This is a genomic window from Massilia cellulosiltytica (assembly GCF_047325105.1).
Lineage (GTDB): Bacteria > Pseudomonadota > Gammaproteobacteria > Burkholderiales > Burkholderiaceae_D > Telluria > Telluria orientalis.
Genome location: NZ_CP168562.1, coordinates 3,598,017 through 3,617,307, shown reverse-complemented (window position 1 = coordinate 3,617,307; position 19,291 = coordinate 3,598,017). Strand labels below are relative to the sequence as shown.

General features: G+C 69.0%; 14 protein-coding genes. 9 read left to right on the top strand and 5 right to left on the bottom strand.

Going from position 1 to position 19,291, the window contains the following annotated elements; translation table 11 throughout:
* Positions 1-2: 2 nt before the first annotated feature.
* On the bottom strand, positions 3-836 hold the full coding sequence (locus ACEN9H_RS15765) for a universal stress protein (RefSeq protein ID WP_413675519.1): 834 nt from the start codon (positions 834-836) through the stop codon (positions 3-5).
* Between the two features lie 105 nt (positions 837-941).
* Here ACEN9H_RS15765 and ACEN9H_RS15760 point away from each other — a divergent pair, with 105 nt between their 5' ends.
* Both ACEN9H_RS15760 and ACEN9H_RS15755 read left to right on the top strand, forming a co-directional pair.
* Positions 942-3,617, top strand: coding sequence for a GNAT family N-acetyltransferase (locus tag ACEN9H_RS15760; protein WP_413675518.1), 2,676 nt, complete (start codon positions 942-944; stop codon positions 3,615-3,617).
* Positions 3,618-3,773: 156 nt separating this feature from the next.
* On the top strand, positions 3,774-4,370 hold the full coding sequence (locus ACEN9H_RS15755; RefSeq protein WP_413675517.1) for a CHRD domain-containing protein: 597 nt from the start codon (positions 3,774-3,776) through the stop codon (positions 4,368-4,370).
* Here ACEN9H_RS15755 and ACEN9H_RS15750 read toward each other — a convergent pair.
* Positions 4,367-6,898 carry a cation-translocating P-type ATPase gene (locus ACEN9H_RS15750; protein ID WP_413675516.1) on the bottom strand — a complete coding sequence of 844 codons (2,532 nt, stop codon included), beginning with the start codon at positions 6,896-6,898 and terminating at the stop codon, positions 4,367-4,369. The two genes, ACEN9H_RS15755 and ACEN9H_RS15750, sit on opposite strands and share 4 nt — an antisense overlap.
* A gap of 116 nt (positions 6,899-7,014) precedes the next feature.
* Between ACEN9H_RS15750 and ACEN9H_RS15745 the strand changes: the two genes are divergently transcribed.
* Complete coding sequence (locus tag ACEN9H_RS15745; protein WP_413675515.1) at positions 7,015-7,260, top strand: universal stress protein; 246 nt, start codon at positions 7,015-7,017, stop codon at positions 7,258-7,260.
* 45 nt (positions 7,261-7,305) lie between these two features.
* On the opposite strand, the gene ACEN9H_RS15740 is transcribed toward ACEN9H_RS15745, so the two are convergent.
* A complete protein-coding gene (locus tag ACEN9H_RS15740; RefSeq protein ID WP_413675514.1) occupies positions 7,306-7,896 on the bottom strand; it encodes a cytochrome b in 591 nt (196 codons plus the stop codon).
* Between the two features lie 294 nt (positions 7,897-8,190).
* Here ACEN9H_RS15740 and ACEN9H_RS15735 point away from each other — a divergent pair, with 294 nt between their 5' ends.
* Entirely contained in the window at positions 8,191-11,148 is a 2,958-nt protein-coding gene (locus ACEN9H_RS15735; protein WP_413675513.1) for an EAL domain-containing protein, read from the top strand.
* A gap of 125 nt (positions 11,149-11,273) precedes the next feature.
* On the opposite strand, the gene ACEN9H_RS15730 is transcribed toward ACEN9H_RS15735, so the two are convergent.
* Positions 11,274-12,599, bottom strand: a complete 1,326-nt coding sequence (locus tag ACEN9H_RS15730; protein WP_413675512.1) for a PQQ-dependent sugar dehydrogenase — start codon at positions 12,597-12,599, stop codon at positions 11,274-11,276.
* A complete protein-coding gene (locus ACEN9H_RS15725) occupies positions 12,586-13,029 on the bottom strand; it encodes a hypothetical protein (protein ID WP_413675511.1) in 444 nt (147 codons plus the stop codon). The genes ACEN9H_RS15730 and ACEN9H_RS15725 overlap by 14 nt, the downstream gene beginning before the upstream one ends.
* A 291-nt stretch (positions 13,030-13,320) precedes the next feature.
* Between ACEN9H_RS15725 and ACEN9H_RS15720 the strand changes: the two genes are divergently transcribed.
* The 5 genes from ACEN9H_RS15720 to ACEN9H_RS15700 are packed head-to-tail and all read left to right on the top strand — an operon-like array spanning position 13,321 to position 19,290.
* Positions 13,321-14,937, top strand: coding sequence for an AMP-binding protein (locus ACEN9H_RS15720; protein ID WP_413675510.1), 1,617 nt, complete (start codon positions 13,321-13,323; stop codon positions 14,935-14,937).
* Positions 14,934-17,258 (top strand): bifunctional salicylyl-CoA 5-hydroxylase/oxidoreductase, encoded by a 2,325-nt coding sequence (locus ACEN9H_RS15715; protein ID WP_413675509.1) that lies wholly within the window; start codon positions 14,934-14,936, stop codon positions 17,256-17,258. The genes ACEN9H_RS15720 and ACEN9H_RS15715 overlap by 4 nt, the downstream gene beginning before the upstream one ends.
* Complete coding sequence (locus ACEN9H_RS15710; protein WP_413675508.1) at positions 17,258-18,013, top strand: SDR family NAD(P)-dependent oxidoreductase; 756 nt, start codon at positions 17,258-17,260, stop codon at positions 18,011-18,013. Before ACEN9H_RS15715 ends, ACEN9H_RS15710 begins: the two co-directional genes overlap by 1 nt.
* Entirely contained in the window at positions 18,010-18,462 is a 453-nt protein-coding gene (locus ACEN9H_RS15705) for a MarR family winged helix-turn-helix transcriptional regulator (RefSeq protein ID WP_413675507.1), read from the top strand. Before ACEN9H_RS15710 ends, ACEN9H_RS15705 begins: the two co-directional genes overlap by 4 nt.
* A 9-nt stretch (positions 18,463-18,471) precedes the next feature.
* Positions 18,472-19,290: an enoyl-CoA hydratase family protein gene (locus ACEN9H_RS15700; RefSeq protein WP_413675506.1), complete on the top strand. Its 819-nt coding sequence runs from the start codon at positions 18,472-18,474 to the stop codon at positions 19,288-19,290.
* Position 19,291 lies beyond the last annotated feature (1 nt).

The window sequence follows — 19,291 nt, the reverse complement described above, 5'->3', positions numbered from 1 at the left end:
CGTCAGTGAGCGAGCAGCACCGGCAGCGTCATCGCGCGAAGGATCGTCGCCGTGACGCCGCCCAGCACCAGTTCGCGGTAGCGGGCGTGGCCGTATCCGCCCATGACAAGCAGGCCCGCATCCATGTCCGCCGCGGCCGACAGCAGCGCCTCCCCGACGTCGCCCGTCGCGGCGCGCTGGCTTGCGCGGGCGGCGATGCCGTGCCGCGCAAGCCAGGCGGCCAGGCGGGCGCACGGGTTGCCGTCGGGCGCCTCGCCGGCGCCGTCGCCGAAGCCGATGACGCTCGTGCCGCGCGCGGCGCGCAGCAGCGGCAGGGCGGCGGTCACGGCGCGGGTCGCCTCGGGGCTGCCGTCCCAGGCGACGAGCGCCTCGCCGTCCAGCCGCCATGCGCCGGATGCGTACGGGACGACGAGTACGGGGCGTCCGCTCGCGAGCAGCAGGTATTCGGGCAGGTCCGACCGCCGGTCCGGCCCGGGCGCCGCAGGATCCGCCTGGCCCACCACCGCCAGGTCGCAGTAGCGGGCCTGCAGGGCCATGCCGCCGTCGACATCGTCGTCGACGAGGCGGCTCTCGAACGACGCCAGGCCTTCGGTCCGCACGATGGCTTCGAAGCGCTGCAGCGCGGCCGCCGCGTCGCATCGCAGCGCCGCGCAGCGTTCGGCCAGCCGGCTGTCGCCCGCCGCGAGCATGCCGGCCGTGACGAAGTGCGAGACACCCGTCACGGCACTGCCCACCACGTGCGCGTTGGCGGCGCGCGCGAGGTCGATCGCCAGGCGCAGGCGGGCTTCGGCGGCCGGGTCCGTGCCGACGTGTACGAGCAGGGTCTTGTAGTCCATGATGTCCTCGCAATATTCGCCGAAAGGCGCGCGACCGCGCCATCATTCCGGCGATCGGTTGTTGTCGGCTTTGCGCCAGTGTACGCCGGGGCGCGGGAGAGGCAAATGAGCATTCGATACCTGAACCATTTTTTCGCGCCGGATTCGGTTGCCGTGATCGGGGCGTCGGCGCGGCCCGGCAGCGTCGGCGCCACGGTGCTGGCCAATATCGTCGGCGCGGGTTTCGCCGGGCCGGTCTGGCCCGTCAACCCGAAATACCGCGAGCTTGCCGGCCTGCCTGTCTTGCACGATGTGGCCGACCTGCCGGGCACGCCGGGGCTGGCCGTCGTTTGCACGCCGGCCGCGACCGTGCCGGGCATCATCGCGGCGCTTGGCGAACGCGGCTGCAAGGCGGCCGTCGTGCTGAGCGCCGGACTCGACGCACACGCGGCCGGCGGACGCACGCTGCGCGAGGCCATGCTGGAAGCGGCAAGGAAGCACCTGCTGCGCATCCTCGGTCCGAATTGCGTCGGCCTCCTCGTACCGGGAAGGCATCTGAACGCCAGCTTCGCGCCGGCGGCCGCACTGCCCGGCCGCCTTGCGTTCGTCGCGCAGTCCGGCGCGCTCGTCACGGCCGTGCTGGATTGGGCGAGCACGCGCCGGATCGGCTTTTCCTGCTTCGTGTCGCTGGGCGACGGCAGCGACGTCGATTTCGGCGACCTGCTGGACTATCTGGCCGGCGACCCGGACACGGACGCCATCCTGCTGTATGCCGAGAGCGTGCGCCAGGCGCGCAAGTTCATGTCGGCGGCGCGCGGCGCGGCGCGCGCCAAGCCGACGGTGATCGTCAAGGCAGGCAGGGTCGCCGAGGCGGCGCATGCGGCGTTCAGCCATACGGGCGCGCTGGCCGGTTCGGACCTCGTCTACGATGCCGCGCTGCGCCGCGCCGGCATGCTGCGCGTCTTCTCGACGGTCGAGCTGTTCGACGCCGTCGCCATCCTGTCCCAGGCGCGCCGGCCGGCCGGACCGCGCCTGGCGATCCTGACCAACGGCGGGGGCCCGGGCGTGATGGCGACGGATGCCCTCGTCGGGGGCGGCGGCACGCTCGCGCAACTGGCGCCGGCCACTCTGGCGCACCTGTCCGGCAACCTGCCTGCCACCTGGTCGCACGGCAATCCCGTGGACATCATCGGCGACGCACCCGTCGAGCGCTACGCCCTGGCGTTGCAGGCGCTGCTGGACGACCCGGGTGCCGACGCCGTCCTGCTGATCCATGCACCGACCGCGATCGTACCCAGCGCCGACATCGCGCGCGCCATGCTGCCGCTGCTGCGTGCGGCGGCGCGCCCCGTGCTGTGCTGCTGGTTGGGGGGCGCGAGTGTCGCGCAGGCGCGCAGCCTGTGCCTGGATGCCGGCGTGCCCGTGTTCGACACGCCCGAGGACGCGGTGCGCGGCTTCGTGCAACTGGCCGACTACGCCCGCAACCAGCGCATGTTGATGCAGGTGCCGGCCGCCGGCGCGCTCGCGGCGCCCGACCGGCCGGCGGCGCGGGCGCGCGTCGGGGATCTGCTGGCGGCGGGTACGACGGAGGTAGGGGAAGCCGATGCGAAGGCGATCCTGGCCGCCTACGGCATTCCCGTCGTAAGGACAGAAATCGCGCACGACCTCGACGGCGCGCTCGACGCCGCGCGCCGGATCGGCTACCCGGTCGCCCTGAAGATCCTGTCGCCCGACATCGTGCACAAGACGGATGTCGGCGGCGTCGTGCTCGACCTCGCGGACGACACTGCGCTGGCACGGGCACTGGACGCGTTGCGCATGCGCGTTAGCGCGGCGCTGCCGCGGGCGCGCCTGCACGGGTACACGGTGCAGGCGATGGCGCGACGTCCGCGCGCGCACGAGCTTATCGTCGGGATCAGTACCGATCCCGTGTTCGGGCCGGTGGTGCTGTTCGGCCAGGGCGGCGTGGCGGTCGAGGTCACGGCCGACCAGGCCGTCGGCCTGCCGCCCCTGAACCGCGTGCTTGCCGCCGACCTTGTGGGACGTACACGGGCAGCGAGGCTGCTGGCAGGCTTCCGCGATCAGCCGCGTGCGGACATGGACGCGCTGTACGACGTGCTCGTGCGCGTGGGCCAGCTGGCCTCCGACCTGCCCGAGCTGGCGGAGCTGGACATCAACCCGCTGCTGGCGGATGCCGCCGGGGTCGTCGCGCTGGATGCCCGGATGCGCATTGCGCCGGTACCGGCTGGACGCGATCCGCTCGCGCGGCTGGCCATCCTGCCGTATCCCGACGACCTCGAGCGCCGCGTCGACAGCGCGTGCGGTCCGCTGCTGGTGCGCCCGATCCGCCCGGAGGACGCGCCCGCCCACGAAGCCTTCTTCCACGCCCTGGCTCCGCAGGATGTCCACTTCCGCATGTTCGGTGCGATGCGGGTGCTGTCGCCGGCACAGCTGGCCCGCTTCACGCAGATCGACTACGCGCGCGAGATGGCGTTCATCGCCACCCGGCCAGGGCCCGGCGGCGCGGCCGAGACGCTGGGCGTCGTGCGCGTGGTGATCGATCCGGACGGGATCGCGGGCGAGTTCGCGATCATCGTGCGCTCCGACCTGCATGGACGCGGCCTCGGCCGGCTGCTGATGGCGCAGTTGCTCGACTACTGCCGTGCACGCGGGCTGGAGCGGGTGAACGGCGTTGCACTGGCAGACAATGTCGGCATGCACCGGTTGGCGCGCGCCTGTGGATTCCAGCTCCTCCCGGCCGCGGATGGCAATGTCGAGATGGTGCTGACGCTCCGTGGCTAGCGATGCTGGCCGCGGTGCCGATCGTTCCAAATTTCAGTCACCTGGGGGCACTATCTCAGCCGTATGGTGTGCATCCTTAAACACGTCAGTGCCAGGTTATTGGAGCGCACCCAGGACGGGTGCGCTGCAGAGACGTTGTTCGACAGGAGGCATTCCATGAAACAAGTTCTGTCCGTTCTCGCATTCGCGGCGGCGTCGAGCCTGGCCTTCCCCGCGCTCGCCCAGAGGCGCGGCATCGACACGACCAGGTTCCGGGCGCGCGCCACAGGCACGGCCGAGTGGTGGCCCAACGACTCGCCCGGCATCGCCGTGGCGACGGTCGACCTCGAAGGCTACGACCTGCTCGCCGACATGCCGTTCAGCGGCCTGGTCGGCACGACGATCGATGCCCACATTCACTGCTGTACGTCCGCGCCCGGGTCCGGCGCAGCGCCGGTGGCGTTGCCGCTCGTGGGCTTTCTGATTGGGGCAAGGGACGGGAACTACAGTTTCACCCTCCAACTGGCCGAGAATTGGACCTACGGTCCGGCCTTTCTGGATTCGACCGGCGGCACCGCGAAGGGCGGGTTCTTGACCATGGTACGCGCCCTGGACGCAGGCACGGCCTACGTCGACATCCACACCAGCGCCTTTCCGAACGGGGAGATCCGCGGGTTCCTGGTGGCACCGCCGGTACCGGCGCCGGCCGAATGGGCCTTGCTTGCGGGCGGCCTGGCGAGTCTGTGGGGGATCGGCCGCAATCGTCGCCGCTAGCGCCCTGGGGCGCGGTCGCGCGTTATCTGCAAGCCCAGCAGCATGACGACGGCTGTCAGCGCGGAGACCCCCAGCCAGCCGGCCGGCGGCGGCGCGAAGCGGAACAGGTCGGCCAGAGGCGGCAGCCACAGCGCGGCCGAGAGCAGTCCCAGCGCACCGGCCACGATCGCGCCGAACACCGGATTGACGGTGCGCAGCGCGGCAAGCAGCCCGCGCTGGCGATGGCTCAGCAGCAGGCCCAGGTTGCACAGGATGACGGCGGCGAACGCGGTTGCCGCCGCCTCCCGTTCGGGCAGCCGGGCGAGCGCCCAGCCGTAGCAGGCAGCCACCAGCGAGGCAGCCCAGAGGCCGCGCAGCAGCGCCGCCAGCAGGGCGCGCCGGTCCAGCACGGATTCGTCGTGCGGGCGCGGCGGGCGCCGCATCAGGTCCGGTTCCTCAGGCTCGTTCTCGAACGCCAGCGAACAGGCCGGATCGATCACCAGTTCCAGGAACACGATGTGCGCGGGATACAGCAGGACCGGCCAGCCGAGCAGTGGCGGCAACAGGGCCAGGACGGTGATCGGCACGTGCGCGGCCGCGACGTAGCGCATCGATTTGCGCATGTTGCTGAAGATGCGCCGTCCCGCGCGCAGCGCCTGCACCAGCGCCGGGAAGCGATCGTCCAGCAGCGTCAGTTCGGCTGCCTCGCGTGCGACGTCGGTGCCGCGCAATCCCATTGCCACGCCGACGTTTGCCGCGCGCAGGGCCGGCGCGTCGTTGACGCCGTCGCCGGTCATTGCGACGATGGCACCGTGCCGTTGCAACGCGCGCACGATCGCCAGCTTCTGGCCGGGCACGATGCGCGCGCAGACGCTGACGCCTTCGAGCCGCGCCGCCAGTTCCGCCGCGTCCAGCCGCGCGAGCTCGGGGCCGGTGACGGCATCGCCGTCGGCCAGCCCTGCCTGGCGCGCGATGGCGCAAGCGGTCTCGGGATGGTCGCCCGTGATCATCAGCACGCGCACGCCCGCGCGGCGGCATTCCGCCACCGCGTCCGGGATGTCTGCGCGCAGCGGGTCGGCCAGCGCCACGAGGCCGAGCAGGCGGTAGCGCCACGCCGCCGGGTCGTCCGGCCAGGGCGGCGCGATGCCGCGGGCCTCGGCCACGGCGAGGACGCGAAGACCGGCGCGGGCCATGTCCGCCGCGGCCGCGAGCGCCGGCGCGCGCTCCTCTTCTGCGCACAGGGCGGCAATGGTCTCCGGCGCGCCCTTGGCCGCGGCGAAGGATGCGGTGCCATCGCTCCAGATACGAATCAGCGCGGGCCGGGTCGCCGTCAGGCCATATTCGCGGACCAGGTTCGCGTGCGGTTCCCGTGCGGCGCGCGCCGGCTGCGCCGCTTCGGCCTGCCGCAGCGCTTCTTCGAGCGGGTCGGGCGACTGCGGCCGGCTGGCGCGCACGGCGGCGTCGAGCAGGTCGCGCAGCGCCGGTGCCAGCGGCACGCCGGGCGCCACGTCATGGCCCGCGCCGGCCTGCCACAGCCGGCGCAGCGCCATGCGGTTTTCCGTCAGGGTACCGGTCTTGTCGACGCACAGCACCGACGTCGATCCGAGGATTTCGATGGCCGCCAGGCGTCGCGTCAGCACGCGGTGGCGCGCGAGCCGCCACGCCCCGATCGCCGGGAACACGGTGAGGATGACGGGGAATTCGGCGGGCAGCACGGACATCGACAAGGCCACGCCGGCGAGCAGCGCCTGCAGCCAGTTGCCAGCGCGCCAGCCCAGCAGCAGCACGAGCAGCACGCTGACGGTCAGGCCCAGCATGGCCAGGCGGCGGGCAAGCGTTTGCGTCTCCTGCTGAAGGCGGCCGGATGGCGGACGGATCGCGCCGAGCGCCGCGCCGATGCGGCCCAGCTCGCTGTTTGCACCGGTGGCCGTCACCTGGGCCAGGGCGTCGCCCTGCACGACGAGGGAGCCCGCGAACACCCACGGGAGGTCGGCGCCGCCGGGCGGTGCGGGCGGCGCGGACGCCACGCCGGCCCGTTTGCCGACCGGGACGGATTCTCCCGTCAGCAGCGATTCGTCCGCGAGGAGGCCGTTCGTCTCGACGACCACGGCGTCGGCCGGCACGCGGTCGCCCTCCGTCAGCACGACGACGTCGCCCGGCACGAGATCCGCGGCGGGCACCCGCTGGCGGTGGCCGTCGCGCACCACCGTGGACGCCGGCGCGCTCAGGTCGCGTAGCGCCTGTAGCGCGCGTTCCGTGCGGCCTTCCTGGTACAACGTCATGCCCAGCATGAGCACGACCATCAGCAGCAGGAACATGCTCTCGCGCGGCTCGCCCAGCGGCAGGTAGAGGAGGGCGGCACCGACCAGAAGCAGGAACATGGGTTCGCGCGCCGCTTCGCCGAGGATCGTGCGCCAGCCGCGCCGTGTCCGGTCGGGAAGGGTATTGGGGCCCTCCGCGGCGAGCCGGCGCGCGGCCTCGGCGGCGCTCAAGCCGTCGAGACGATGGCGGGCCGCGCTGTCGCGGCGGTCGAGTGCGGCGTCGTTCATGGTGATGCCCGTGGCCCGATGGGGATGGACAGGTCAATACGCGCCAGGATGTCTGGCAAGCGTATCATGCCCGGCCGTGCGGCCGGCATCATCAACCAGACATACAGGCGGCTCTCATGTTCATCGAGAAGAATTGCGTGCCCGGTCCGGAGATCGTGCGCGCGGCGCAGGAACACGGCTGCGACCCGATCGCCATGGGCGCACATGGGGCCCAGGAAGCCGATACGCGCTATCTTGGGAGCGTTGCCCGCTACGTACTGGCCTCTTCGCCCGTTCCCTTGATGGTATTGCGCGATCCCAGGGAAGCAACGCCGCCGGACTTTCGCGATATGCCGCCAGGCGGGACGGATTCCGTTGAATGATACGAACACGACATTCCCTGTCACATTGCCTCGAGCCCGTGGCGCTCAGTGCCTGCGCACGGGTGGGAGCATCCGCGACAGTACCGGATCGCGCAGCACATAGTGGTGGTACAGCGCGGCGGCGGCATGACCCGCGGCGAGGATGATGATGGCCCAGCCGTTCAGCTCATGAAGTTCCTCGATCAGATGCTGCGCCGTCTTCGAGAACGGCGCGAACGGCGGCGCGATCAGCAGACCGAAAAAGCTCATCGATTCGTCGCCTGCCCAGCGCAGTACGAACCCGAGCACCGCCTCCGCGACGAGCATCGCGTAGAGCAGATAATGGACCGCCCTCGATGCGATGTCGGCCCAGCCCGTGACGACGGGGGCCACCTGGTGACCGGGCAGCATGCGCCAGACGATGCGGAACACGATCACTGCCGACAAGATGATTCCGAACGACATGTGCAGGACCACCATCGTGCCGTGCGTCGGGCGCGCGAACCACTCCCAGGTTTCGGCGAGTACGAACTGGGTCAGCACGAGCGCCGCCGTCAGCCAGTGCAGGACGATCGAGACAGTATCGTAGACCGTACGATCGTCGCCGGCGGCGATCCTGGCCAGCTCTCGTGCGGGCGAGATCGAGTCATTGTTCATCGGTTCCTCCGTTCATGGTAGTACCAACTTGGTTCTGATGATGCACAGAGGCTCGCGCGAATATGTTTTTTCTTGAATGACCTGGATCAAAAAAAGCCGTGGTCTTGAACCGATCGGCGGCGCTGCGATCTACTGTACTCTCCATGCATGACAGGGCAACAACTCAGCCGGGCGGGCAAGTAGTGCGGAGTGCAGGATTTCATGGTCACCGGCTCATATTGATACGGAATAAGGATATACTGCGTTAGCTTGTAAATACTCTGATACTTTTGCCAACTGAGCTGGAATTCGTCTTTGAGGCACTTCGTCTACCCACCTGGCATCGTCCGTGTCAGTGTCACGCTTGTATGTTTCGTCCTCCTGCTCCTGCTGTCTGCCAGTCACTGCGTACGTGCGGCAACGCCCACGGAGCTGCGCGTCGGCGTCTACGACAACTCGCCCAAGCTGTTCGTCGACACCAATGGTCGTGCTGCCGGCATCCTGATCGACATGCTGGACGAGATGGCGGCCGCGGAGGGATGGACGGTACGCTATGTGCCGTGCACGTGGACAGCCTGCGTCGCGAAACTGGCGCGCGGAGAGCTCGACGTCCTGCCCGACGTCGCCTACACCGAGGAACGTGCGCGGACGTTCAAGTTCCACGCCGTGCCCGCGCTGCTCAGCTGGTCGCAACTGTACCGCGCCGGCAGCGTGAAGGTGACGTCCATCGTCGACCTGCAGGACAAGCGGATCGCCGTGCTGGAGGGGTCGGTGCAGGCGTCGTTCCTGGCGTCGCTGCTGGGCGCGTACGGGCTGAAGCCGCACTTCCTCGCCGCGCCATCGTTCGATCATGCGTTCCAGCTCGTCAAGGACGGCAAGGCCGACCTGGCGGCCGTCAACAATTTTTACGGCGATATGCAATCCCAGCACTACGGTTTGCGCGGAACGCCCATCGTGTTCCAGCCGGCACAACTGTTCTATGCAGCCCGCCCCGGCATTCGTCCGGATGTCCTCGACGCCCTGGATCGGCATCTGCGCGCGTGGCAGGGCGATCCTGAATCCGTCTACTTCGCGATCCTCAAGCGGTGGCAGTTGCAGTCGCCGGCTCAACAGATCAACCAGCGTACGGCCTGGCTGCTCGCGTTGTCGGCCATGCTCCTGCTGGGCGCGTGCGCGGCGGCGTGGTGGTTCCGGCGACAGGCGGCACAGCGCGCGCGCGCGTTGCAGGCGACCGAGAACAAGCTGTCGCTGATCCTGGACAGCGTGGACTCGCTCGTTTATATCAAGGACGGGGATTTCCGCTACCGCTACGTCAACGAGGCCATGTGCCGGATGCTGGACATGCGCGCCGACGATATCCTCGGCAAGGACGATTTCTCACTCTTCGAACCGGAGCTGGCTGCCAAGTTGCGCGCGCACGACCTGCAAGCGATGGCGGAGACCCGGCCGCAAGTGTTCGAAGAGTCCATCGAGATGGCAGGTGCGGAGCGCACCTATCTGTCGACGAAAATGGCGCTGGCCCTCGGCGACGGCGCCGCGCACTCCCTCTGCGGCATTTCGAGCGACATCACTTCCAGGAAGCGCATGGAGGAGTCGATACGCATCGCGGCGACCGTGTTCGAGTCGCACGAGGGGATGCTGGTGCTGGACGGGACCCGGGCGGTCATCGATGCCAACGCCGCGTTCTGTGCGATGAGCGGCTATCGCCTCGATGAACTGGTGGGGGCGCTCGAGCTGCCGTTCCAGCTTGCCGAGGGAGGAGGTGAACTGGACGCCGCGTTCTGGAATACGCTCGCAGTCGAGCAGAAATGGCATGGCGACGCATTCGGCCGGCGCAAGGACGGGACCGTATGTCCGGTGCTGTTGTCGATCAGCGCCGTGCTGGACGAGGCCGGACACGTCGCCAACTACGTCTGCACCGCGTCGGACATTACCGAACTCAAGCAGATCCAGGCGCGGAATCAGCACCTGGCCTACTACGACGATCTGACCGGCCTGCCAAACCGGCGCCTGCTGTTCGAACGCATCCAGTCCTGCCTCGCGGCTTCCCGCAACGAGACCCAGATGGGCGCCCTGCTGTTCCTGGATCTCGACGATTTCAAGGACCTGAACGACACGCGGGGCCACAGCGCGGGCGACGAACTGCTGCGGCAGGTCGCGCACCGTGTCACGTCGTGCGTGAGGAACGGCGATACCGTGGCGCGGGTCGGAGGCGACGAGTTCGTCGTCATGCTGGATGCCATCGGCACCGACGAAGACGAGGCCAGGGTCCATGCGGAAGTGCTGGCGGAAAAGGTCCTGGCGGCCGTGGCGGCGCCGTACGTGATCGACAGCCTGCCCCATCACGCCAGCTGCAGCATCGGCGTCACACTGTGCGCGCACCGCGACGAGGGACTGGACACGCTCATGAAGCGGGGCGACCTCGCCATGTACCAGGCGAAAACCGACGGCCGTAACCTGGTGCGATTGTTCGAACCCTGGATGGAGCAGGCAGTTGCCCGGCGGATCCAGCTCGTAGCGGAATTGCGCCACGCGCTGGATGCCGACCAGTTCGAAATGTATTACCAGCCCCAGGTCGCGGACGGGCATATCGTCGGGGCCGAAGCCCTGCTGCGCTGGTGCCATCCCGAGCGTGGGCTGGTCGGCCCGGCCGAATTCATCGGCGTCGCGGAGAGTACCGACCTGATCCTCCCGATCGGCGCATGGGTGCTGCGCGCCGCCTGTCGACAGCTGGCGCGTTGGGCAACGGTGCCGCATGGCGCCCACCTCGCGGTGGCCGTGAACATCAGCATTCGCCAGCTCATGGAAGACAATTTTGTTCGCGATACGCTCGCCGTCATTGCGGACACCGGCGCCGATCCCCGCTGCCTCAAGCTCGAGATCACGGAATCCATGGTCATCGAACGCGTCGAGGAGACGATCGCGAAGATGGAAGCGCTGCGGCGCCACGGTATCCGGTTCCTGCTGGACGATTTCGGCACGGGCTATTCGTCGCTGGCCTATCTGAAACGGCTTCCGCTCGAACAGCTCAAGATCGACCGTTCATTCGTGCGCGACATCCTGGTCGACCCCAACGACGCGTCCATCGCGCGCAGCGTGGTCGCGCTGGCGCAGGCGCTGGGCCTGTCGATCATCGCCGAAGGGGTCGAGACGATGGCACAGCGCGACAAGCTCGTGGAACTGGGCTGTCACCGCTTCCAGGGCTATTTGTATGGTCGTCCGATGCCGGCGCAAGAATTCGAGAACATGGTCGCGGCCGGCGCGGCGCGGTGAGTGTGCCGTCCGATCATGCCCTGCTCAAGCTTGATCGTGGTGAAGGGCCATTGACCCAGCGTGCGATACTCGAATAGCCCGTTCCGTAGTCATCCATGGCGCGTGGCCGCCCCGGCGCAAAGCGTTCAGCGCCTGGCGCCCGTCACGCGCCATACCACGTTGCCGACGTCGTCGGCGATCAGCAGGCCGCCGTCCGCGTCCTGGGCGAGGCCGACCGGCGCGCCGAACAGATGTTTCTCGTCGGCGGAATGGAAGCCGGTCACGACATCCTGGGCCTTCCCGCTCGGCATGCCGTTGGCGAAAGGTACCCAGACGACCTTGTATCCGCTCAGCGGTGCGCGGTCCCAACTGCCGTGCTCGCTGATGAAGGCGCCGCTCTTGTACTGCGGCAGGGCGTCTCCGGTGTAGAACAGCAGGCCCAGCGCCGCCACGTGCGACCCGAGGGCGTAATCCGGCACAATGGCTTTCTTGACGAGATCGGGGCGCTGGGGCCGGACCCGGTCGTCCACGTGCTGGCCGTAGTAGCTGTAGGGCCATCCGTAAAAACCATGCTCCCGCACGGAGGTGAGGTAGTCCGGCACCAGGTCCGCGCCGATCTCGTCGCGTTCGTTGGCGATCGCCCATAGCTTTCCGCTCTGCGGTTCGAACTGCAGGCCGGTCGGATTACGGATGCCCGAGGCGAACACGCGGCTGGCGCCGGTCGCGGCGTCGACTTCCAGCACGGCGGCGCGCCGGTATTCCACCTCCAGTCCGTTTTCCCCTGCGTTGCTGTTCGAACCGCTGCCAACATACAGGTATTTGCCGTCGGGGCTCGCCACCATCGCTTTCGTCCAGTGGTGGTTGACGGTGCTGGGCAAGTCGCCGAGCTCGGTGCCCGGATCGGACATCTTCGTCTCGCCCGGCGTGTAGCGGTATTTCATGATGTTGCCGGTGTTTGCCACATACAGGGCGTCGCCCACCAGCGCGATACCAAAGGGCGAGTGCAGCTTTTCGATATACACGAACTTGTCCCACTCGCCGCCGCCGGGTTTGCGGCGCAGCAGGGTGACCCGGTTGCCGCCCTTGCCCCCCTTGCCGGACTGGTTCTTGATCTTGCCGGCGATGAGCTGTTTCGGCGTCGTGATCGCCTCCTCACCCGGGCCGTTGCCTTCCACCACCAGCACGTCCTGGTTCGGCAGCACCAGCACCTGGCGCGGGTGCATGAGCCCCGAGGCGATCTTCTCGATCTGCAAGCCGGTCGCCACCTGGGGCCTGGCATCGCCCTGCCAGCCGGCGAAGTCCGGCACCTTCATCGGCGGGAGCAGGTAAGCCTTCGGGCGCGGCAGGGGCGGATTTTCGCCCATCTGCTGGGCGGGGGCGAGGTTGGCTTTCTCGCCGCAGCCGGCGAGGGCCAGCAACGAGGCCGCGGCCAGGACCAGGCCGTGCCGGCGCGTGTGCTCATGCTTGTTCATGGCGGTATTCCCGGTAGTTGACTCTGTCCCTGGCCAGGACGATCCTGCCGATAACGAGTGCGAGCACTGTCACGACGGATAGCCAGAGCCCGGCGGGCATGCTGCCGTACGCATCCCGGCTGTGCACGAAGGCATTGAAGATGGCCGCCACGATCGCGGCGACCTGAAGCCAGAAATTGATCGCGAGCGCCTTGGTCCGGCCTCTGGTGAACCAGGTGCGGCCGAGATTGATAAGCTGCGGGACGATCGCGAACAGGAGGCCGATGCTGACCAGCCACGCCGCCGCTTTCACCCAAAGGATCGTGAAGGTCTCGACATACAGGATGTCGAAGACGAGCGCGGCCACGAAGAAACCAAATGGTATCGGGTCGAGCACATCGAATATCGCCGATGTGATACTGGATCGGGATGCTTGGGTTGTCGAGTTCATGACGCGGCTCCTTCGGGATATGAGCGGGCTTCCGGCTGGAAAACCGCAATCCTGCGCCCGCTTGGGGGCGGTCTGGTTCAGTGGAAGGCTAGCATGGATATTGAACTCCGCGTCGCGAGGCTGGACATCAGCACGTACGGCAAGGTCGCGCAGGAAGGCATCGCCTTCGCCTGTCCGGCCCTGCTCTTGAACCTGTCAGGGGGTGCGCCATGCAACCCGGCTTGCGTCCCGAAATACTTTAGGCTTAAAGTATCTCCCGGTACCGACCGATCTTTTCTCCGGGGGCGCTTCATGACGAGCTTGTCCGCTGCAGAGTCAAGTCCTTCGGCCCATGTCGACACGTTCGCGCGGGATCATCTTCCGCCCGTCGACCTGTGGCCGGACCTCGTGTTCGACCTGCCCGCGCTCCAGTATCCCGCGCGGCTGAATTGCGTGGCGGAACTACTGGACCGCCATGTCGCCGCCGGACGGGGCGGGCGCACCGCCATCGTGGGCGATACGGTGACCTGGACCTACGCCGATCTCATGCAGCGCGTCGACCGCATCGCCCACGTCCTGCGCACGGACCTGAACCTCGTGCCGGGCAACCGCGTGCTGCTGCGCGGCGCCAACTGCCCGATGATGGCGGCCGCGATCCTCGCCGTGTTCAAGGCCGGCCTCGTGGCCGTGCCGACGATGCCGCTGCTGCGCGCGCGCGAGCTGGGCATCATCCTCGACAGGGCGCGGGTGAACGCCGTGCTGTGCGCGCGGCCGCTCGCGGACGAACTCGAACAGGTGGCGGGTCACGCGCCCGTCGTGTATTTCCAGGACACGGACGGCCTGGAAGCGCGCATGGCCCGCCACGCCGCGCCGTTCGCACCGGTGGACACGGCCGCCGACGATGTGTGCCTGATCGCCTTCACGTCCGGCACGACGGGCGTCCCGAAGGGCACGATGCACTTCCACCGCGACATCCTGGCGATCTGCGACAGCTTCCCGCGGCATACGCTGGGCGCGCAGGCGGACGACGTCTTCATCGGCACGCCGCCGCTGGCCTTCACGTTCGGCCTGGGCGGGCTGTTGCTGTTTCCCCTGCGCGTGGGCGCGGCCGGCGTGCTGCTCGAAAAGCCGGCGCCGGAAGGCCTGCTCGCCGCAATCGAGCGGTACCAGGCCACGGTCTGCTTCACGGCGCCCACGTTCTACCGCCAGATGACGCCCCTCGTCCCGCGCTACGACCTGCGCTCCCTGCAGAAATGCGTGTCGGCCGGCGAGGCGCTGCCGCTGGCGACGCGGGACGCCTGGAAGACGGCGACCGGCATCGCCATGATCGACGGCATCGGCGCGACCGAGCTGCTGCACATCTTCATCTCGGCCAGCGGCGCGGACATCCGGCCCGGCGCGACCGGCAAGCCCGTCCCCGGCTACCGCGCATGCATCCTCGACGACGACGGCGCACCGGTCGGTCCCGGCGTGATCGGACGGCTGGCCGTCAAGGGCCCGACGGGCTGCCGCTACCTGGCCGACGAGCGCCAGCGCGACTACGTGCTGGACGGCTGGAACCTGACGGGCGACAGCTACGAGACGGACGCGGACGGTTATTTCTACTATCGCTCGCGCACGGACGACATGATCATCTCGGCCGGCTACAACATCGCCGGCGCCGAAGTGGAAGAGGTGCTGCTGCGCCATCCGGCGGTGGCCGAGTGCGGCGTCGTGGGCCGGGCCGACGAGGAGCGCGGCCAGATCGTGGAGGCCCACGTCGTGCTCAAGCCCGGGTTCGACCCGACCCCGGAAACGGCATGCGTTTTGCAGGACTTCGTCAAGGCGCAGATCGCCCCGTACAAATATCCGCGCGCCGTGCGCTTCACCGACAGGCTGCCGCGCACGGAGACGGGCAAGCTGCAGCGCTACAAACTGCGGCTGTCATGAACATCGTCTGCATCGGCGGCGGGCCCGCCGGCCTGTATGTCGCCCTGCTGATGAAGCGGCAGGACCCGGCGCACCGCATCGTCGTCGTCGAACGCAACCGCTCGTACGACACGTTCGGATGGGGCGTCGTGTTCTCCGACCAGACGCTCGCCAACCTCGTCGCGGCCGACGAGCCGACGGCGCGCAGCATCCTGCAGGCGTTCAATCACTGGGACGACATCGACGTCTTCTTCAAGAGCGAGCGCATCACGTCCGGCGGCCACGGCTTCTGCGGCATCGGCCGCAAGCGGCTGCTGAACATCCTGCAGCAGCGTTGCGAGGAACTGGGCGTGGAACTCGTGTTCGAGACCGACGTGCAGGACGACGAGGCCGCCGCCGCGCGCTACCGGGCCGACCTCGTCGTCGCGGCCGACGGCATCCACAGCCGCACGCGGACGCGCCATGCGGCCACCTTCCAGCCGTCCGTCGAGACGCGCCGCTGCCGCTTCGTATGGCTCGGCACGAAAAAGAAGTTCGATGCGTTCACGTTCGTGTTCAAGGAGACGGCGTTCGGCTGGTTCCAGGCCCATATCTACCAGTTCGACGACGACACCTCCACCTTCATCGTCGAGACACCGGAAGACGTGTGGCGCCGCGCGGGCCTGGCGGACATGGCGCAGGGAGAGGGCATTGCCTTTTGCGAGCGCCTGTTCGCCGAGCACCTGGACGGGCATCCGCTGCTGTCGAACGCGGGCCACCAGCGTGGCGCCGCGGCCTGGATCGCGTTTCCCCGCATCGTGTGCGAGCGGTGGGTGCACTGGAATGGCGACGTGCCCATCGTGCTGATGGGCGACGCGGCCCACACGGCGCACTTCTCCATCGGTTCCGGCACCAAGCTGGCGCTGGAAGACGCGATCGAACTGGCGCGCTGCCTGCGGGAACACGGCAGCGACGTGCGCGCGGCGCTGGCCGCGTACCAGGCGAGCCGCGCGGCCGAGGTGTTGAAGATCCAGTCGGCCGCGCGCAATTCGATGGAGTGGTTCGAGAACGTGGAGCGCTACGGCGCGCTGGACGCGGAGCAGTTCGCGTACGCGATGCTCACGCGCAGCCAGCGCGTCTCGCACGAGAATCTGCGCCTGCGCGACCCCGGCTACGTCGCGCATTTCGAGGACTGGTTCGCGCGCCGCGCGTGCGCGCAGGCGGGCGTGGCGCTGCCCGAGAACACCCACGTGCCGCCCATGTTCACGCCGCTGCGCGTCCGCGACGTGTTCCTGAAGAACCGCATCGTCGTTTCGCCGATGGCGCAGTATTCGGCCGTCGACGGCGTGCCCGGCGACTACCACCTCGTGCACCTGGGCGCGCGGGCAATGGGCGGGGCGGCGCTCGTGATGGCCGAGATGACGTGCGTGTCGGCCGACGCCCGCATCACGCCGGCCTGCCCCGGCATGTATGCGCCCGAACACACGGCGGCGTGGCGGCGCATCGTGGACTTCGTGCACGGCCGGACCGATGCGCGCATCGGCATCCAGCTGGGCCACGCCGGCCCGAAAGGATCGACGCGCCCGATGTGGGAGGGCATCGACCAGCCGCTCCCGGACCACAACTGGCCGCTGATCGCGGCATCGGAACAGCAGTACCTGCCGGGCATCTCGCAGGTCGCGCGCGCCGCGACGGAAGCGGATCTCGCGCGCGTGGAGGCGGACTTCGTGCGCGCGACGCTCGCGGCCGACGCTGCCGGCTTCGACTGGCTCGAACTGCACTGCGCGCACGGCTACCTGCTGTCGTCGTTCATTTCGCCGCTGACGAATCGGCGCGAGGACGAGTACGGCGGCAGTCTCGACAACCGCTGCCGCTATCCGCTGCGCGTGTTCCGCGCGATGCGCGCCGTGTGGCCGGCCGGGAAGCCGATGAGCGTGCGCATCTCGGCGCACGACTGGGTCGACGGCGGCATCACGCCCGCGGACGCCGTGCACATCGCGCGCCTGTTCAAGGCGGCGGGCGCGGACATGATCGATTGCTCGTCGGGCCAGGTCAGCAAGGAAGAACAGCCCGTGTTCGGCCGGATGTACCAGACGCCGTTCGCGGACCGCATCCGCAACGAGGCCGGGATCCCGACGATCGCGGTCGGCTCGATCTACGAAGCGGACCACGCGAACAGCATCATCGCGGCCGGGCGCGCGGACTTGTGCGCGGTGGGCCGGCCGCACCTGGCGAATCCCGCGTGGACGCTGGCGGAAGCGGCGCGGATCGGCGTCACGGCGGTCGCGTGGCCGAAACAGTATCTGGCCGGGAAGGCGCAGCTGGAACGGAATATGAAACGCGAACGCCAGGGGGAGGGCTGATGGAGACGCTGGATGGAAGACACGCGGTCGTGACAGGTGCCAGCCGCGGCATCGGCCTCGCCATCGCGCGCGCGCTGCGGGCGCACGGCGCGCGCGTCACGCTGATGGCGCGCGAGGCCCGTGTGCTGGAGGCCGCGGCGGCGGAACTGGGCGGAGACACCGCCTGGCAGACGGTGGACGTGACGGATGCGGAAGGCGTCGCGGCCGCGTTCGCGCGCGCTGGCGCCGTGGACATCCTCGTCAACAATGCGGGCCAGGCCGCGTCGGCGCCGTTCGGGCGCACGGACGCCGCGCTGTGGCAGCGCATGCTGGACGTGAACCTGACCGGGGCCTATCACTGCATGCAGGCCGCGCTGCCCGGCATGCTGGACGCGGGCTGGGGAAGAGTCGTCAACGTCGCGTCGACGGCCGGCCTCACGGGCTACCGGTACGTGGCCGCGTATTGCGCGGCGAAGCACGGCCTCGTCGGCCTCACGCGCGCGCTCGCGCTGGAGGTGGCGGCGCGCGGCGTCACCGTCAACGCCGTCTGCCCGGGCTTCACGGACACGGACATCGTGGCGGATGCCGTCGCCAATATCGTCCGCAAGACGGGGCGCACCGCCGACCAGGCGCGCGCGGAACTGGCGGCCGGCAATCCGCAGGGGCGGCTCGTGCGGCCGGACGAAGTGGCGCACGCCGTCGCGTGGCTGTGCATGCCCGGCGCGGCGGCGCTGAACGGCCAGGCCATCGCGGTGGCCGGCGGGGAGGTGATGTGACGCCGGCCGACGATGCCCCGCTCGACCTGAAACTGTGGCTGCGGTTGTTGTCCTGCACGGTGCGCGTGGAGAACACGATCCGCAGCCGGCTGCGGACCACGTTCGGCATCACCTTGCCGCGCTTCGACCTGATGGCGCAACTGGAGCGCCATCCGGACGGCTTGCGGATGGGAGAATTGTCGAAGCGGATGATGGTCACGGGCGGCAACGTGACGGGCATCGCCGACCAGCTGGAACGCGAAGAGCTCGTCCTGCGCGTGCCCGACCCGCAGGACGGGCGGGCGTTCGTGCTGAAGCTGACGCCGCGCGGGCGCACCGCGTTCGCGCAAATGGCGGCCGTGCACCAGGGCTGGGTGGCCGACCTGTTCGGCGACGTCTCCCCGGACGACAAGGCCAGGATGATCGCACTGCTGGACACCATGAAGCGGCAACTGAACGACAGGAATTAGGAGACCACGATGCACCGTACGCAGCTGGCCGGCTACCGCGCCGAACATTTCCTCTACGAGGCCGACGGCGGCGTCGCCACCATCACGCTGAACCGCCCCGAGCGCAAGAACCCGCTGACGTTCGACTCGTACGCGGAGCTGCGCGACCTGTTCCGCGCGCTGGCGTACGCGGACGACGTGAAGGCCGTCGTGCTGACAGGCGCGGGCGGGAATTTCTGCTCGGGCGGCGACGTCCACGAAATCATCGGGCCGCTCACGCGACTGGACATGCCGGGCCTGCTCGCGTTCACGCGCATGACGGGCGACCTCGTGAAGGCGATGCTCGGCTGCCCGCAGCCCATCGTGGCGGCCGTCGACGGCGTGTGCGCGGGCGCGGGCGCGATCCTCGCGATGGCATCCGACCTGCGGCTCGCCAGCACCCGCGCGCGCACCGCGTTCCTGTTCACGAAGGTCGGCCTGGCCGGCTGCGATATGGGGGCGTGTGCCATCCTGCCGCGCCTCATCGGCCAGGGACGGGCGGCGGAACTGCTGTACACGGGCCGGGCGATGTCGGCCGAGGAGGGCGAGCGCTGGGGTTTTTATAACGGCCTGTGCGCGCCGGACGAGGTGAGGGGCGAGGCGCAGCGGCTCGCGCGCGGCCTCGCCGAGGGGCCGACGTTCGCGCACGGGATGACGAAGAAGATGCTGCAGCAGGAATGGACGATGGGGCTCGCGGAAGCCCTCGAGGCCGAGGCGCAGGCGCAGGCGATCTGCATGGCGACCGGCGACTTCAGGCGCGCCTACGACGCGTTCGTCGCGAAGACCGCGCCCCGCTTCGAAGGAGACTGAC

Coding starts and splice junctions, on each gene's coding strand:
- ACEN9H_RS15765 (WP_413675519.1), bottom strand. CDS start 836: ATGGACTACAAGACCCTGCTCGTACACGTCGGCACGGACCCGGCCGCC.
- ACEN9H_RS15760 (WP_413675518.1), top strand. CDS start 942: ATGAGCATTCGATACCTGAACCATTTTTTCGCGCCGGATTCGGTTGCC.
- ACEN9H_RS15755 (WP_413675517.1), top strand. CDS start 3,774: ATGAAACAAGTTCTGTCCGTTCTCGCATTCGCGGCGGCGTCGAGCCTG.
- ACEN9H_RS15750 (WP_413675516.1), bottom strand. CDS start 6,898: ATGAACGACGCCGCACTCGACCGCCGCGACAGCGCGGCCCGCCATCGT.
- ACEN9H_RS15745 (WP_413675515.1), top strand. CDS start 7,015: ATGTTCATCGAGAAGAATTGCGTGCCCGGTCCGGAGATCGTGCGCGCG.
- ACEN9H_RS15740 (WP_413675514.1), bottom strand. CDS start 7,896: ATGAACAATGACTCGATCTCGCCCGCACGAGAGCTGGCCAGGATCGCC.
- ACEN9H_RS15730 (WP_413675512.1), bottom strand. CDS start 12,599: ATGAACAAGCATGAGCACACGCGCCGGCACGGCCTGGTCCTGGCCGCG.
- ACEN9H_RS15725 (WP_413675511.1), bottom strand. CDS start 13,029: ATGAACTCGACAACCCAAGCATCCCGATCCAGTATCACATCGGCGATA.
- ACEN9H_RS15720 (WP_413675510.1), top strand. CDS start 13,321: ATGACGAGCTTGTCCGCTGCAGAGTCAAGTCCTTCGGCCCATGTCGAC.
- ACEN9H_RS15715 (WP_413675509.1), top strand. CDS start 14,934: ATGAACATCGTCTGCATCGGCGGCGGGCCCGCCGGCCTGTATGTCGCC.
- ACEN9H_RS15710 (WP_413675508.1), top strand. CDS start 17,258: ATGGAGACGCTGGATGGAAGACACGCGGTCGTGACAGGTGCCAGCCGC.
- ACEN9H_RS15700 (WP_413675506.1), top strand. CDS start 18,472: ATGCACCGTACGCAGCTGGCCGGCTACCGCGCCGAACATTTCCTCTAC.